This is a genomic window from Nocardioides panzhihuensis (assembly GCF_013408335.1).
Taxonomy (GTDB): Bacteria; Actinomycetota; Actinomycetes; order Propionibacteriales; family Nocardioidaceae; genus Nocardioides; species Nocardioides panzhihuensis.
Genome location: NZ_JACBZR010000001.1, coordinates 3,552,286 through 3,566,586, shown reverse-complemented (window position 1 = coordinate 3,566,586; position 14,301 = coordinate 3,552,286). Strand labels below are relative to the sequence as shown.

Below are 14,301 nucleotides of genomic sequence, written 5' to 3'. Positions count from 1 at the left end.
TCTTAGGCAGCCGCGCTGACCCTGAGGGACACACCCCGGTCACGCGGCCACCCCTCCATGTGAGGGGCCCTTCTCATTTGTAGGGCTCATTCCAGAAGCAGTCTTGACGCACGACACTCGACAAGGACGAAAGACCAATGACGCAGGAGCAGGCTGAGCAGGCGACGTACGACGTCGTGGAGCTGCAGGACAAGTGGCGCCCCATCTGGGAGAAGCTGGAGCCGTTCAAGGCCGGCCAGCGTGACGGGGCCGAGAAGCGCTACGCGCTCACGATGTTCCCCTACCCCTCCGGTGACCTGCACATGGGCCACGCCGAGGTGACCGCCCTGCACGACGTGCTGGCGCGCTACTGGTGGCTGAAGGGCTACGACGTCCTCAACCCGATCGGCTGGGACTCCTTCGGCCTGCCCGCCGAGAACGCCGCGATCAAGCGCAACGAGAACCCCGCCGGCTGGACCTACGCCAACATCGAGACCCAGGCGGAGTCCTTCAAGCGCTACGGCATCTCCTTCGACTGGTCGCGCCGGCTGCACACCTCGGACCCTGAGTACTACAAGTGGACGCAGTGGATCTTCCTGAAGCTGTACGAGGCCGGCCTGGCCTACCGCAAGAAGTCGCCGGTCAACTGGTGTCCCAACGACCAGACCGTGCTGGCCAACGAGCAGGTCGTCAACGGCGAGTGCGAGCGCTGCGGCGCGGTGGTCACCAAGCGTGACCTGACGCAGTGGTACTTCAAGACCACGGCCTATGCCGAGGAGCTCTACAACGGCCTGGACCAGCTGCAGGACACCTGGATCGGCAAGGTCGTCAACATGCAGCGCAACTGGATCGGCCGGTCCGAGGGTGCGCACGTCGACTTCGAGATCTCGCTCGCCAAGCAGTCCGGCACAGCGGGTGAGACCAAGAAGGTCACCGTCTTCACGACCCGTCCCGACACGCTCTACGGCGCGACCTTCATGGTCGTGGCCGCCGACGCGGACCTGGCTGCCGAGATCGTGGCGCCGGAGCGGGCGGCCGCGCTGGAGAGCTACCTGGAGGACGTACGCAAGGCCTCCGACATCGACCGGCTGGCGACCGACCGTCCGAAGACCGGTGTCGACCTGGGCGTCACCGCGACCAACCCGGTCACCGGCGAGCAGATCCCGGTGTGGGCGGCCGACTACGTGCTGGCCGACTACGGCACCGGTGCCGTGATGGCCGTTCCCGCGCACGACCAGCGCGACCTGGACTTCGCCAAGGCGTTCTCGCTGCCGGTGCGCCGCGTCGTGGACGTGCCGGGTGCGGAGAACCCGGAGGAGACGTACGTCGCGACCGCCGGCGACGGTGCGTACGTGAACTCTCCCGAGCTCGAGGGCGTCGCCGACAAGGCGAGCGGGATCCACAAGATCATCGAGAAGCTGGAGGCCGAGGGCCACGGCAAGGGCACGATCAACTACCGGCTGCGCGACTGGCTGCTGTCGAGGCAGCGCTACTGGGGCGCGCCGATCCCGATCGTCCACTGCCAGGTCGACGGCGAGGTGCCGGTGCCCGAGACCGAGCTGCCGGTGAAGCTGCCGGAGCTGAAGGGCGCGGACCTGAAGCCGAAGGGTGTCTCGCCGCTGGCGGCCGCCTCGGAGTGGGTCAACGTGTCCTGCCCGAAGTGCGGCGGTCCGGCCACACGCGACTCGGACACGATGGACACCTTCGTGGACTCGTCGTGGTACTTCCTGCGTTACCTGACGCCCAACGACGAGACCCAGGCGTTCGACCCGAAGCTGGCCTCCGAGTGGGGCCCGGTCGACTTCTACCTGGGCGGCGACGAGCACGCGGTGCTGCACCTGATGTACGCCCGCTTCTTCACCAAGGCGCTGCGCGACATCGGCCTGATCGACTGGGACGAGCCGTTCTCGGCGTACCTGTCCCAGGGCAAGGTCATCAACGGCGGCAAGAAGATGTCCAAGTCGCTGGGCAACGGCGTGAACCTGTCGGACGTCCTGGAGGTGTTCGGCGTCGATGCGACTCGGCTGACGCTGGTCTTCGCCTCGCCGCCGGAGGACAACATCGACTGGGCCGACGTCTCGCCGGCCGGTTCGGTGAAGTTCCTGCAGCGGGCCTGGCGCCTGGCCGGTGACGTCACCTCTGCTCCTGGCGTGGATGTCTCGACCGGGGACGTGGCGCTGCGGCGTACGACTCACAAGACGGTGGCCGAGGCCGAGCAGCTGATCGACTCCTACCGCTTCAACGTGGTCGTGGCTCGCATGATGGAGCTGGTCAACGCCACCCGGAAGGCGATCGACTCCGGTGTCGGTCCTGCCGACCCCGCCGTTCGTGAGGCCGCCGAGACGGTCGCGATCCTGCTCTCGCTGGTCGCGCCCTACACCGCCGAGGAGATGTGGGAGCGGCTGGGGCACGAGCCGACCGTCGCGCGGGCCGCGTGGCCGACGCCTCTGCCGGAGCTGCTCGTGGACGACTCCGTGACCGCCGTGGTGCAGATCAAGGGCAAGGTGCGTGCGCGGCTGGAAGTCTCGCCGACGATCTCCGAGGCAGACCTGGAAGCCGCCGCGATGGCCGACCCGACGATCGCTGCCGCGATCGAGGGGCAGACCGTACGCAAGGTCATCGTCCGGGCGCCGAAGCTGGTCAACATCGTCGTGTGACCGGGCTCGGCCGGCTCGGGCCGGCTCTGCTCGTGGTGCCGTCGCGATGGGTCGATCTGTAGGCTGCTGGGCATGGCCCGGGTAGCGATCGTGACTGACTCGACCGCGATGCTTCCATCCGATCTCGGGGATGCTGCGGAGCTGATCACATCGGTCCCGTTGCAGGTGATCGTGGATGGGACCTCGTACGACGACGGCGTGGAGGAGACCTCGCCGGAAGCGCTGCTGGCGGCCCTGGCCGCGCACAAGACCGTGACGACCTCACGGCCTTCGCCGGCACTCCTGGCTGAGGTCTACTCCAAGCTCGCGGCTCAGGGTGTCGAGGAGATCGTCTCGATCCATCTCTCGGCGGAGCTGAGCGCGACGTGCGAGTCCTCGATGCTCGCGGCGAGGGAGTCCCCGGTCCCGGTCTTCACCGTGGACACCCGGCTGGTCGGGCCCGGTGTCGGGTTCGCGGTGATGGCTGCCGCGGCGGTGGCGGGTCGTGGCGGGAGCGCTGCCGAAGCGCGCGAGGCTGCTCTGGAGCGGTCCGCAGCCACCCAGTCCTACTTCTACGTGGACACCCTCGAGTATCTGCGCCGGGGTGGGCGGATCGGTGCGGCCGCCGCCCTGCTCGGCACTGCGCTGGCGGTCAAGCCGTTGCTGACGATCGAGGAGGGGCGGGTCGTGCCGAGCGAGCGGGTGCGTACGGCCGACCGGGCGATCGCGCGGCTGCAGGCCCTTGGGGTCGAGGCCGGAGAGGACGCGGATGCGGTCGACGTGGTCGTCGCTCATCTGGGTAGTCCCGACCGGGCGGCCACGACGGCCGCGGGGGTCGCCGAGCAGCTGGACGGCAAGATCAACGGCGACGTACGCGTCGGGGTGCTGGGCGCGGTGCTCGGTGCGCATGTCGGGCCGGGGTGCGTGGCGGTCGTCGTCGGGCCTCAGCTCTGATCCCGAACCCTGTTTCGGGCACTCTCTCGGGCCGGTTACCGTCCACAGGGCGGGTTGAGGATCGGGTTCTCCACAGGCACTGAATTCGCGCTCGGAACTGTCGGCCCGGACGCATAGTTTCGGCGCCATGCGCACCCGACCGACCTCTGATCACGCCGATGCCGTCGCCCGGCGCCTGGAGCTGCTGCGCGCCGAGCTCGATCCGCCGGACGAGGAGGACGAGGGCGAGGAGGAGTGGCAGCCGCCGTGGTGGGACGGGCCCGGTGCGACCGAGACCGCCGAGCTGGATCCGTTGGTTCCGGTCCCGGGGAGGCACGCGTCTCGGCGTCAGGTCGTGATCTCGCCCGACGCGGTGCTGCCGGAGCCGCTGCGCGGGCGGGTGAGCCTCGGCCCGTGGCACCTCGTCGTCGTCTCGCTGGTGCTGGTCGCCGGCTTGGCGGTGGCGTGCTGGTGGATGATCCGGGCCGACCCGGAGGTGGTGCCGGCCGCCCGGGCGGCGCCGTCGGCCTCTCCGCTGGTGCCGTTGCCGACCGACACCGCGGCGCCCGGAGGCTCGGTTGCGGTTCCGTCGGCCGGGGCATCAGCAGGGGCGTCGGCGGGGACCGTGACGGTCGACGTGGAAGGCAAGGTGCCCAAGCCCGGCATCGTCGTGCTGCCGGTCGGGTCAAGGGTGGTCGATGCCGTCGAGGCGGCCGGTGGGGCGCCCCACAAGCATCTCGCCGGTCTCAACCTCGCCGCCCTGCTCAGCGACGGGCAGCAGATCGTGGTCGGGGCGCCCAACGGTGGAGCGGGTGCTGCGGCACCCGGCGCCGGTGGCCCGGCAGCCGGGGCGACCGGTGCGGGAGTGAGCCTCAACGCGGCCTCCATGGAGGAGCTGGAGACCCTGCCCGGCGTGGGGCCGGTGACAGCGCAGGCGATCATCGACTGGCGCACGACCAACGGTGCGTTCACCTCCGTCGACGAGCTGCTCGAGGTCGACGGGATCGGCCCTCCGACACTCCCAAACTAACCTATAGAGTGGTCTCTTGTGAAGACTCCACAAAGAGCAGTTGTCTACGTCCGCATCTCGGATGACCGAGAGGGCGTCGGCGCCGGCGTCGCGAGACAGGAAGCCGATGCCCGCCAGCTCGCCGCGCGCCTCGGTTGGGAGATCGGCGAGGTGATCGTCGAGAACGACACCTCCGCCTTCAAGCGCCGCAAGGTGCGCACGCCAACCGGCCGAGCAGAGCTCCGCGTCTACCGGCCCGGGTTCCGGCGATTGCTCGACCTCCTGGAGAACGGCACGGCGGACGGGATGTTGGCCTACGACCTCGACCGCACCGCCCGTGACCCGCGCGACCTCGAGGACCTCATCGACGTGGTCGAGTCCCGGGAGCCGCGCCTCCCCGTGGAGTCCGTCTCCGGCTCGCTGCGTCTCGCCAACGATGCCGACGTGACCATGGCGCGAGTGATGGTCGCCGTGGCCAACAAGTCGAGCCGCGACACCAAGCGCCGCGTCGCCCGCAAGATGGAGGAGATGGCCCGCGAGGGCCGTTACGCCGGAGGAGGGGCGCGCCGGTTCGGCTACGAGCGGGACGGGATCACCATCAACGAGCCCGAGGCCGAGGCTATTCGTGAAGCTGCCCAGCGCATCGTTCTCGGCGAGTCGGCCAACGCCATCTGCAAGGACCTCGACGCGCGCGGCATCCGGCCCGTCAGCGCCGCGAAGTGGTCGACCAATAGCCTCATCGGCATCTTGCGCTCAGGGCGCATCGCTGGCCTGCGCGAACACCGCGGGGAAGTCGTGGGCCCTGCCCAGTGGCCGGCCATCATCGACGAGGAGACGCGCGGAGAGGTGCTCGCGGCGCTTGATGTCAGAAGCCGTCACAGGGGCAAGCCGTCGCTGAGGTACTGGCTCAACGACGGGTTACTGATCTGCTCTCAGTGCAAGGGTTTCCTCTATGGCGACTATGGCAACGTGAAGGGGAAGTACCGCTATTGGTGCCGTCCAGACCGCGGAGGCTGCGGCAAGATCGCGATCAAGGGCTCAGGTGCCGAGGGATTGATCGAGGCCCAGGTGCTGGAGATCCTCGCGGACGCCGGGACCCTCTCGGCATTCGCGTCTGGCGCCTCCGCTGCGTCTGCCGCTGAGACCCGACGTGCCATCGCCGAGGAACAGGAGCAGCTGCGCGCCCTGGCGACCGCGCACGGCAACAAGCAGATCAGCATGGCTGAATGGCTGGCCGCACGGGCGCCCATCGACGAGCGGTTGAAGATGCACGAGGCGGCGCTGCGCGCGATCGTGCCGTCGAGCATCCGACAGGTCGTGGAGTCTGGAGACCCCGCGAAGGAGTGGAACGCGCTCGATGCGCACGGCAAACGCCAACTCACTCGAGTCATCCTCGAGGCCGTCGACCGCAGTGGCTGGGAGGTCGCCCCGGCTGACATGACCAAGGCGCGGAAGTTCGACCCCGACCGGATGCGCCTGGTCCGGATCGACACGCCAGGATAGAACAGGTGGTCGAACGGCACTCCCTACCGCTAGACTGACATTCGACCTCACAAGAGGCAGAGCCGAGGGTCGCAGCGCGAGATTCGTCCCGCACGACACACGGTGATTGCAGGAGCTGGAACGTGTAGCAGCCGCGCGGCAGGAGAACCCCACCGCGCCGAAGCCTGACGTGGTATCCGTCAGGGGCCTAGCCGAGTACCTGTCAGATGTGCCACCAGCGTGGCAGAGATTGCGCGCTGGTGGCTTCCTGACAGGAGCAACTCCGTGTCTGCATGGAACGACCCTGAACACCCCACCCCGCGCCGCTGGCTCAATCAGGCCCAGGCCGCCGAGTATCTCGGCGTCACCGACCGCACCGTCCGCGTCTATGTCACCCGCGGCACGCTGACCGGTCACAAGATCAAGGGCTCTCGCCTGATCCGGTTCGACGTCTCCGACCTCGACGCGCTGATGCAGCCGATCCCGATCCCGACCGCGGACGGTGCCGCGTGACCGGCCGGAGGCAAGATCACGACGTCGCCGAGGACGACGCCCGAGAGACTCTCGCGGACATCTGGACGACGCCGGATGCCGAGACCGCCCGACGGATGCTCGCAATCCTCCGAGGCGGTGCTGCATGACCGGCCCGGACGTCGAACGCCGCCCCCTGCCAGAGAGCGGCGCCCAGGTCGACCACAACGACGACAGGGCCGATTCTACCGTCCACTGCTGGCTCTGCGGGCGACCACTGACCGCCAAGGCGTCGGTGCTGCTGGGAATCGGCCCGAAGTGCTGGGCCGACCGGATGGGCGGTGCAGCATGAGCGCCCGCATCCTCGGCCGCTGGGTCATCACGCACTGGCGCTCGCCCGACAGCACCACCGGCCGCATCCTCGTTCGCGGTCGCGATGCTCGAGACACCCTGCAGCGGTACGGCCTGTTCCCGAGCTGGAGCAGCAAGGGGAAGGGCTGGGCGCTCTCTGACGAGTTCCTGTCTGACGCCTGCGCGATCGCCGGCCTAGAGACTCTCGGCTACCGCGTGGCCGATGTCGATGGCAGCGAGTGCCAGCACGCCGACCTTCGGGCCGAGAAGCGCACCGAGCTGCGCGACGTCGACCCGTCTGACGACGGATGCACATGCGCGCTCCCAAACGAGCTGGCGCCGCTGCTGGCCGATGTCCTCGGCGCCGAGGAACTGTGGCATGAGCATCGGGGCGCGGCATGACCGCTCGTCGCGAGAAGCCGTGGGCACGGCACTACCAACACATTTGGCACGAGCGGGCAGCCGACAGCAGGTTCCCCCTCTGGGCACGTGTGGCGTGGTTGGCCTACGGGTCACATCGGGCCAACGGTCACGCGAACTACAAGGCGGGCGAGATCGCTCTGGTCTTCAGCCGCGTGAACACCGCCACCGGTGAGGTTCGACCCGAGGACAAGCACAACATCCAGCGGGCCATCAAGGCAGCCATCGCATCGGGGTGGCTCTCGGAGGGCTCCTCAAGCCTCTGCCTCGTCGTCCCGGCACACGCCGTCGCCGGCGGCATGGGCCATCCCGGCGAGGTCTGCAAGATCCACGAGCGCCGAGCGAAGCGGTCCATTCGCCAGAGCAAAGGTGGGTCAACCAGTGACTCACTCTGACGCAAAGGTGAGTCAACCAGTGACTCACCCGGTGAGTCACCCACTGACTCACTCTCAAGGCGTTTGTGCAGGTCAGGGGTATGCGCCCTCTATATATCTCTCTCACAGGCTTGTCACCGGTGCGTCAGCACCGGAGCACACCCCGCATACCTGCCCGACTCACCCGGGCCAGCCCGCCATCCACTGCGCCTGCCCCGATGGCGAGGCGCGGTCGTCCGAGGACTTCGCCCGCGCGGCCGTCGCGATGTGGGCAGCCGTCACTCGACCGGAGATGACCGCATGAGCGCCTACCGCTGCAGCTGGTGCGACGCGGCCATGACCTACTGCGACGGCAAGACCCGCGTACCCCATCTGTCGTGGTGTCCGCGGGCGCCATACGACCCGCCCGAGCGCCTACCTCTGCTCGAGCCCATCCGAGACGAGGAGTCGGAGGCGGGCAATGAATGACGAGCGTCTCGCGCGGCGGCTCGGCAACACCTCTGCAGTCCTGCGATGGCTTGCCGCCCAGCTCGCCGCGGACAAGCACCCGTTGGCACACGTGCCCGCCGACCTCGCCCGATCGCTGCTGGACGTGCCCGCGGAGGGTTGCCGGTCCTGCGATGGACCGCTCCCGCCTGCCGAGCGCACAGGCCGGCCTCGGGTGCTCTGCCTGACCTGCTCGCCGCGCCGCGGAAAACCCATGCAAAACGCCACTGTGAAGACAGACCACATCACTTCGACCAAGGAGAACACCCATGGCTAGGACCACCAACACCGGATGCCGATGCCGCGTCCCGCTGTCCGACGCGCCGGTTCCGACGATGCTCAGCCAGGGGCTGATGGTGCAGTGGTGCGAGGAGCGCGGTGTCGCTCTCGAGCTGGACCACATGAACCGGCTCAGCATCTCCCTCGATGACGCCTACCGGCTCCGCGCTGAGGCCAACAAGCGCGCCGAGGAGAACGCACGCATCGAAGCGGAGCGGGCCGAGAGGCTGCGCCGCGACATCGCCAAGGCGCAGGAGCGGCGACAGGAGGTCTACCTCAAGGCGTTCCTGAAGTACGAGCGCACCGAAGGCCGCATTGACGCCCTCGGCCTTGCGCAGAAGGAGCTCGACAAGGCAGAGGCCAGCCTCGACCCGTCCGTCCGCGCCCAGCTGCAGCCCGCCCGCATTCCCGCCCAGCAGATGCCATCGCCGACTGCCGGCATGGCCCAGCCCTACTGACCGGCCACAGATCGAGAGGAACAGCCATGGACATGCGAATCACAGACCGAGGCCGCGGCACAGTGGAGATCGCCGCCAGAGCTCGAGGCATCGCCGACTTCCCCAAGCGCTGGGGTACGCCTCAGGGTGACCGCTTCAGCGAGGAACGCCAGGCGTGGATCCGCCGGAACATCGAGGAGGACGAGCGCGACCCCGAGTTCCGGCAGAAGAAGGAGTACATGCGCCAGCATCGCGCACTGAGCCGCTGGACCGACGCACTCGTCGCCACCGTCAACGACCTCGGGGACGTCAGCTACCGGGCCGAGCGTGACGCACAACGCCGCGAGGACGAGCGCGAGCGCCGATACGGATGGACGCGCGAGGCCTGACATGACCCGGCATGCGTGCGTCAACGTCACCGCCTCGGGGGTTACTCATGACTCCATCGCGGATCGAAGGTTGCCCGGTAGGTTCCGCGCCTCTTTCGCGGGGCCGCTCGAAGGTCCTCCTGCGCGCGCACGCCACTCCTCCGGTTTCTTAGAGACCGGGGGGTCCCACTGCAGGCCCGGGGTGGGATCCCTCTCCCCGGGTGAAAAAAACGAAGAAGGGATCCGCCGCCGATGACCACCGACGCCCAGATCGACGACCCGATCGCCGAGTTCGCGGAGCTGCCGCCCGACGTGCAGCAGTCCCTTCTCACCATCACGGCCGCCACCGAGTTGATGCTCCCTGACGAGCGGTCGGAGGCTGCGCACATGCTGCTCGGAGCCGTCGCGATGCTCGAGCAGGTTGACGTCGGTCGCATCACGCGGCTGGTCCTCAACGAGGTCGGATCGCTGCTCGTAGCCGCTGACCGCGAAGAGCGGGCCGCAGACGCAAGGGCCGGCCTCTGACATGGGGATTCGTACCGAGAAGGTAGTCCTCACTCTTGACGACCGATTCTCCACCAAGGGCGCGCGAGTCGCCGCCCAGGCCGCGCTCATGGCCTCGGCAATGGACCGCCTCGGCGACAACGCAGACCGCGCAGGCGTCTCCACCAAGCGCCTGGGCCGCGACGTCGACACGAGCACCAACGCCTTCCGCAAGGCCGGCGCGGACATCGACGTCTTCTCTGGCCGCTTGAAGGTCATGGCGCAGTCCGCCGCCGTCCTCGGGCCCGCCCTAATCCCTCTGACTGGCGCTGCTGTACCCGCGGTCGCCGGCCTGGCCGCCGGCCTGGGCGCCGCTGCTGGTGCTGCCAGCATCGCCATGCTCGCCTTCAACGGCGTCGGCGACTCTCTGGAGGCGCTGAACACGTACCAGCTTGACCCGTCCGCCGAGAACCTGGCCGCACTCCGCGAGGAGTTCGACCGGCTCGGCCCGGACGGTGAGCGATTCGTGCGCTTCCTGGACTCCATCGGTGGCGACCTCGCGGAACTCCAGCAGGTCGCGCGCGAGGGCATGTTCCCCGGCATGGAGCAGGGCATCACCGACCTGCTGACTCTTCTGCCCCAGGTCTCAGACATCGTCTCGCGCATCTCCAACGAGATGGGCGACCTCTCGGCCTCGGCCGGCGCTGCTCTGTCGAGTGACGCCGACTGGGGCGAGTTCTTCAACTACCTGCAGACCGACGCCGCCCCGACCCTCGACGCCTTCGCGCGCTCGGCAGGGAACGTGGCGGCGTCTTTCGCCAATCTCATGGTCGCCTTCGCCCCGCTGTCCCGCGACTTCACCCGAGACATGCTCGAGGGATCCCAGGCGCTGCGCGAGTGGACCGCGAACGGCGACAACTTCCAGGGCTTCATCGACTACGTCCGGTCGGTCGGTCCTCAGGCGTCGGAGTTCCTTGGTGCCCTGGTCGATGCCATCGTTGCACTGACCACGGCCCTTGCCCCCTGGGGCTCGACCGTGCTGCCGATCCTGACCACGGTCCTCGAGCTCTTCACCGCGATCGCGTCCTCGCCCATCGGCGGACCGCTCGCGACGGCTGCCATCGCCATGCTCGCGTTCAACCGTGCGGCGGCCGGATTCGGCGCCGTGATGGGTCGCGTGACGCCTGCCGTGAGCTCGGCCCGCGCTGGCCTGGGCCAGATGCGCGCCGACCTCGGGACCGTGGCGACGAGCTGGGCGACCGCCGGCGCCGCCACTGAGCGCGAGTCCAAGCGCGTACAGGCCGCAGGAGGTCGCATCCGCACCTCGATGGCCGCCATGGGCAAGGGCGCCGGCGTCATCGGTGCTGTCGGCGTCGCGGCCACTGGCGCAGCGTCTGGCATCGGTCTCCAGAACACGGCGATGCTCGGTCTCGCGGGCACGATGATGGGTCCGTGGGGCGCCGCTGCTGGCGCCGGCATCGGGCTCATGCTCGACTTCCAGGCGGCACAAGACCAGGCCGCCGCCTCGGCCGACTCGTTCGCTGCCACCCTCGACCAGCAGACCGGGGCGCTCACCGCGAACTCGACTGCCTGGGCTCTCGATGCACTCACTGGCGACCAGCTCGCCGCCCTGGAGGCCGCGGGCGTGAACATCGAGGAGATGACACAGGCGGTCCTCGCCGGCGCAGATGCCTGGGACCAGTACGCCGCATCGGCAGGCCTGGACACTCCGGCCGCAGACGGAATCCTCGGCCGCTCCTTCCAGGACGAGCTCGGGAAGGCCGCGATCGACCTCAACAAGCTCTCCCTCGAGGTCGACGACGGCCGAAAGAAGTTCGAGCTGACCAAGCCTGCCGTCGATGCCGCGGCTCAGGCGGTCCAGGGCTACGGCGAGACCTCGGCCGAAGCAGCGGCTGCCACGCAGGCCCAGCGCAACGCCGCTCGTTCGACCGCTGAGCAGTTCGTCGGCCTCGGCAACTCCCTCGACAACGCCAAGGTCTCCCTCGGCGGATGGCTCGCCGAGATGGAGAAGGCTGCCCGCGACCTCGAGCGCTTCGGTCGCAACGCCGCGACGGCCGCCCGCAAGGGACTCGACCAGGGCCTGATCGCCTCGCTGAACGAGGCAGGCCCCGCCGGCGCGCGTCGCATGGCACAGCTGGCCAACGCGACCGACGCCGAGATCGCCCGTGCGAACGGTGCATGGCGCCGCGGTCAGAAGGCGATCCAGGACTACGTCAACCTCACGGTGCCACCGAAGACCATCACGGTGCGCGACCAGGCCACTGACACCTTGGCGCGCGTCAAGGCGATCATGAACTCGATGACCGACAAGACGGTCACCTTCACGACCGTCTACCACCAGGTCAACACTCAGTCGAAGGTCGAGCGCCAGCTAGAGCGCGCCAGCGGTGGCCCCGTCCGTGGTCCCGGCACCGGCACCTCCGACGACATTCCCGCCTGGCTCTCGAACGGCGAGTTCGTCATCAAGGCCGCGGCGGTCGACAAGTACGGCGAGGGCTTCTTCGAGCGCCTCAACGCGATGCAGTACGCCGACGGCGGCTCAGTGCGCGTCGACGGCTCTGTCGGCTACGCGCGTGGCGGCCGCGCCAAGGGCCCCTGGGTCCGCGCCGAGGGGTTCGGCAAGATCCGCCACACCGAGCGCGGCTGGAAGGAAGTCGCCAAGCGGATGGACCGTCTCGGCGACCGCCTGGACCGCACTAGCGCTCGCATCGAGAAGTCGATGAAGTCCCACGAGAAGGCGATCGACCGCACCACCAAGACCCTGGAGACGTGGAACCAGCGCCGCGACCAGATCAAGTCGGCAGTCACCGGCTCCCTTGAACGCAACTGGCTCGACGGCGACGCAGGCGGCGTGTGGTCCAGCGACACCAAGTCAGGCACCGCGGCATTCGCTCAGCAGCAGTGGAAGCAGCAGGCGGCCGACGCCAAGCGCCTGACTGCGCTCATTGCGAACATGCGCAAGCGCGGCGCTGGCGACGCGTTCATCGCCGAGATCCTCAACTCATCCGATCCGCTGGCCGCGGCGAAGATGTTCAACGGGCAGACCCCCAGCGCCATGTTGGCCAGCCAGAAGCTGTTCCTCGACGCCTCCCGCGCCACCGCCTCGGCCGCCAACTCGACCTCGTCGATCTATGCCGATGAGCAGCGCCGTGCCACGGCCGAGCTCGCGGGTCTGCGTAAGGACCTCTCCACGCTGGGAAAGCAGCTCGACCGCAACCACAAGCAGGCCGAGCAGACCAGGAAGAAGGAGTCCGCCGCGGCTGCAGCGAGCAAGGGCGCCCGAGACCGCCGCTGACAAGCGTAATTGTACCGTTCGGATACCCAAATGACACTCCGAACGGTACAATTAGCCTCATGGGAAGAGGACTAGGGCCGACGCAGCGGGCACTGCTGGAGTACCTCGACGAGGCCGAAACCAGGGAGGCCCCGCCCGGAAGAGTGGCGCCGGCCTTTGTCACCGTGGCCGAGCTCTCCGAGGTGGTAGGCCGTAGCAACCGGCAGGTGCTGACGGCCATCAGGGCGCTCGAGGCTCGCGATCTGGTCAAGGTGGGCAGGGGCGAATTGCGCGGAGAGCCAACAGGGAGACTCGCGACCCGACGCCCCATCCGCGGCGGACTCGTCGGAACGTCCGAGCCAGTCGTCATCCGCAAGGGCGAGCCGTGGCCCTACAAGCCGGGCTATGTCGCCGCCGAGGACGTCACGATGTACCACGCTTGGAGAGCCGTCCATGGTCTCGTCGTCGCGTCGGTTGCGGTCTTGGAGCGCCGCCTGGAACTACGGGAGGAGAGAAGGGCCGAAACCCACTGACCTGTGGGTTTCGGCCCTTCTAGACTTGCTGAGCCGGTCGAGGGCGTTACGAGCGCTCTCGACCGGCCTTCTGTTCGGTGGCGATGTGTTCCTCGGCCGCAGCCTCGGCCTCCTCACGGGACCCGAACCCGCCGATCGTGCATCCGCAACTGCAGGCGTAGCGGAAGACCGTCCACACGCCCATCAGCGAGCGGCGGATCCGGTAGACGTGCGCCGAGATCGGCTCGTCGTCGCTCACCGGGTGCTCCCGAACAGCAGGAGATCCATCGGGACTCCCGTGGCGTCCGCGACGATGTCGATGTCGTTGACGAACATCGAGCTGGGCTCCTCGATCGCTCGGCCGAGCATGGCACGCCCGATCTCGGCCCACGCCGTCTCGTCGGCGTCCTTGACCGCGCGGGACAGGTTCTTGGCGAGCCGGCGCATGTAGGCGCTGTCTCCGGTGAGGCCGATGTCGTCGAGGGTCTCCTCGTCGAGGGTCTCCCGGGCGTGCTCGTCGCAGATCAGGAGCTGGCCCCAGGGGATACCGGGCTGGTCGGTGGCGATGGTGGCCGCGTGCGTGCACTCGGGCCACTCGCACAGGATGCCGGTGTTGCGCTTGGGGTTGAGTCGGTAGGTGTGGTGGGTGTTGCGGTCGGCGAGGAGCTCGGCTGCCTCGTCGTTGGTGCTGGTGCTCTTGTCGCCGGACTCTGCCGGCAGGGATGATGTAGCCACGGTGGCTGCCTTCTCTCGCTAGGTGGTCGCCCAGGCCCTGGTTGGTGTTCC

The 14,301-nt window shown here is 68.5% G+C and carries 16 protein-coding genes and 1 pseudogene; 15 read left to right on the top strand and 2 right to left on the bottom strand.

What is annotated here, in order from left to right:
• The first annotated feature begins 137 nt into the window (after positions 1-137).
• From leuS to BJ988_RS16885, 15 genes and pseudogenes are all read left to right on the top strand, one after another.
• A complete protein-coding gene (gene leuS, locus BJ988_RS16955; protein ID WP_179659063.1) occupies positions 138-2,636 on the top strand; it encodes a leucine--tRNA ligase in 2,499 nt (832 codons plus the stop codon).
• Between the two features lie 72 nt (positions 2,637-2,708).
• Positions 2,709-3,569 carry a DegV family protein gene (locus tag BJ988_RS16950; RefSeq protein ID WP_179659062.1) on the top strand — a complete coding sequence of 287 codons (861 nt, stop codon included), beginning with the start codon at positions 2,709-2,711 and terminating at the stop codon, positions 3,567-3,569.
• Positions 3,570-3,696: 127 nt separating this feature from the next.
• Positions 3,697-4,578 carry a helix-hairpin-helix domain-containing protein gene (locus tag BJ988_RS16945; RefSeq protein WP_179659061.1) on the top strand — a complete coding sequence of 294 codons (882 nt, stop codon included), beginning with the start codon at positions 3,697-3,699 and terminating at the stop codon, positions 4,576-4,578.
• An 18-nt stretch (positions 4,579-4,596) separates the two neighbouring features.
• A pseudogene (locus BJ988_RS31585) lies at positions 4,597-5,394 on the top strand (recombinase family protein); the annotation flags it as partial.
• A gap of 930 nt (positions 5,395-6,324) precedes the next feature.
• Complete coding sequence (locus tag BJ988_RS30525) at positions 6,325-6,552, top strand: helix-turn-helix domain-containing protein (protein WP_179659059.1); 228 nt, start codon at positions 6,325-6,327, stop codon at positions 6,550-6,552.
• A gap of 124 nt (positions 6,553-6,676) precedes the next feature.
• Positions 6,677-6,862 carry a DUF6011 domain-containing protein gene (locus BJ988_RS16930; protein ID WP_179659058.1) on the top strand — a complete coding sequence of 62 codons (186 nt, stop codon included), beginning with the start codon at positions 6,677-6,679 and terminating at the stop codon, positions 6,860-6,862.
• Positions 6,859-7,263, top strand: coding sequence for a hypothetical protein (locus BJ988_RS16925; protein WP_179659057.1), 405 nt, complete (start codon positions 6,859-6,861; stop codon positions 7,261-7,263). Before BJ988_RS16930 ends, BJ988_RS16925 begins: the two co-directional genes overlap by 4 nt.
• Complete coding sequence (locus BJ988_RS16920; RefSeq protein WP_179659056.1) at positions 7,260-7,676, top strand: hypothetical protein; 417 nt, start codon at positions 7,260-7,262, stop codon at positions 7,674-7,676. The genes BJ988_RS16925 and BJ988_RS16920 overlap by 4 nt, the downstream gene beginning before the upstream one ends.
• Positions 7,677-7,955: 279 nt before the next feature.
• Entirely contained in the window at positions 7,956-8,123 is a 168-nt protein-coding gene (locus tag BJ988_RS16915) for a hypothetical protein (RefSeq protein ID WP_179659055.1), read from the top strand.
• Positions 8,116-8,418 carry a hypothetical protein gene (locus BJ988_RS16910; RefSeq protein WP_179659054.1) on the top strand — a complete coding sequence of 101 codons (303 nt, stop codon included), beginning with the start codon at positions 8,116-8,118 and terminating at the stop codon, positions 8,416-8,418. The genes BJ988_RS16915 and BJ988_RS16910 overlap by 8 nt, the downstream gene beginning before the upstream one ends.
• Positions 8,411-8,878 carry a hypothetical protein gene (locus tag BJ988_RS16905; RefSeq protein ID WP_179659053.1) on the top strand — a complete coding sequence of 156 codons (468 nt, stop codon included), beginning with the start codon at positions 8,411-8,413 and terminating at the stop codon, positions 8,876-8,878. The genes BJ988_RS16910 and BJ988_RS16905 overlap by 8 nt, the downstream gene beginning before the upstream one ends.
• A gap of 26 nt (positions 8,879-8,904) precedes the next feature.
• A complete protein-coding gene (locus tag BJ988_RS16900) occupies positions 8,905-9,246 on the top strand; it encodes a hypothetical protein (protein ID WP_179659052.1) in 342 nt (113 codons plus the stop codon).
• Positions 9,247-9,477: 231 nt separating this feature from the next.
• Positions 9,478-9,750, top strand: a complete 273-nt coding sequence (locus BJ988_RS16895) for a hypothetical protein (protein WP_179659051.1) — start codon at positions 9,478-9,480, stop codon at positions 9,748-9,750.
• A 1-nt stretch (position 9,751) separates the two neighbouring features.
• Positions 9,752-13,024, top strand: coding sequence for a hypothetical protein (locus BJ988_RS16890; RefSeq protein WP_179659050.1), 3,273 nt, complete (start codon positions 9,752-9,754; stop codon positions 13,022-13,024).
• Between the two features lie 59 nt (positions 13,025-13,083).
• A complete protein-coding gene (locus tag BJ988_RS16885; RefSeq protein ID WP_179659049.1) occupies positions 13,084-13,536 on the top strand; it encodes a hypothetical protein in 453 nt (150 codons plus the stop codon).
• A gap of 46 nt (positions 13,537-13,582) precedes the next feature.
• Here BJ988_RS16885 and BJ988_RS16880 read toward each other — a convergent pair whose 3' ends face one another.
• Both BJ988_RS16880 and BJ988_RS16875 read right to left on the bottom strand, forming a co-directional pair.
• Positions 13,583-13,774: a hypothetical protein gene (locus tag BJ988_RS16880; protein ID WP_179659048.1), complete on the bottom strand. Its 192-nt coding sequence runs from the start codon at positions 13,772-13,774 to the stop codon at positions 13,583-13,585.
• The gene (locus BJ988_RS16875) at positions 13,771-14,250 is read right to left on the bottom strand and encodes a hypothetical protein (protein WP_179659047.1); all 480 of its coding nucleotides are present in this window, start codon (positions 14,248-14,250) and stop codon (positions 13,771-13,773) included. Before BJ988_RS16875 ends, BJ988_RS16880 begins: the two co-directional genes overlap by 4 nt.
• Positions 14,251-14,301: the final 51 nt, after the last annotated feature.

Coding starts and splice junctions, on each gene's coding strand:
- leuS (WP_179659063.1), top strand. CDS start 138: ATGACGCAGGAGCAGGCTGAGCAGGCGACGTACGACGTCGTGGAGCTG.
- BJ988_RS16950 (WP_179659062.1), top strand. CDS start 2,709: ATGGCCCGGGTAGCGATCGTGACTGACTCGACCGCGATGCTTCCATCC.
- BJ988_RS16945 (WP_179659061.1), top strand. CDS start 3,697: ATGCGCACCCGACCGACCTCTGATCACGCCGATGCCGTCGCCCGGCGC.
- BJ988_RS16930 (WP_179659058.1), top strand. CDS start 6,677: ATGACCGGCCCGGACGTCGAACGCCGCCCCCTGCCAGAGAGCGGCGCC.
- BJ988_RS16925 (WP_179659057.1), top strand. CDS start 6,859: ATGAGCGCCCGCATCCTCGGCCGCTGGGTCATCACGCACTGGCGCTCG.
- BJ988_RS16920 (WP_179659056.1), top strand. CDS start 7,260: ATGACCGCTCGTCGCGAGAAGCCGTGGGCACGGCACTACCAACACATT.
- BJ988_RS16915 (WP_179659055.1), top strand. CDS start 7,956: ATGAGCGCCTACCGCTGCAGCTGGTGCGACGCGGCCATGACCTACTGC.
- BJ988_RS16910 (WP_179659054.1), top strand. CDS start 8,116: ATGAATGACGAGCGTCTCGCGCGGCGGCTCGGCAACACCTCTGCAGTC.
- BJ988_RS16905 (WP_179659053.1), top strand. CDS start 8,411: ATGGCTAGGACCACCAACACCGGATGCCGATGCCGCGTCCCGCTGTCC.
- BJ988_RS16900 (WP_179659052.1), top strand. CDS start 8,905: ATGGACATGCGAATCACAGACCGAGGCCGCGGCACAGTGGAGATCGCC.
- BJ988_RS16895 (WP_179659051.1), top strand. CDS start 9,478: ATGACCACCGACGCCCAGATCGACGACCCGATCGCCGAGTTCGCGGAG.
- BJ988_RS16890 (WP_179659050.1), top strand. CDS start 9,752: ATGGGGATTCGTACCGAGAAGGTAGTCCTCACTCTTGACGACCGATTC.
- BJ988_RS16885 (WP_179659049.1), top strand. CDS start 13,084: ATGGGAAGAGGACTAGGGCCGACGCAGCGGGCACTGCTGGAGTACCTC.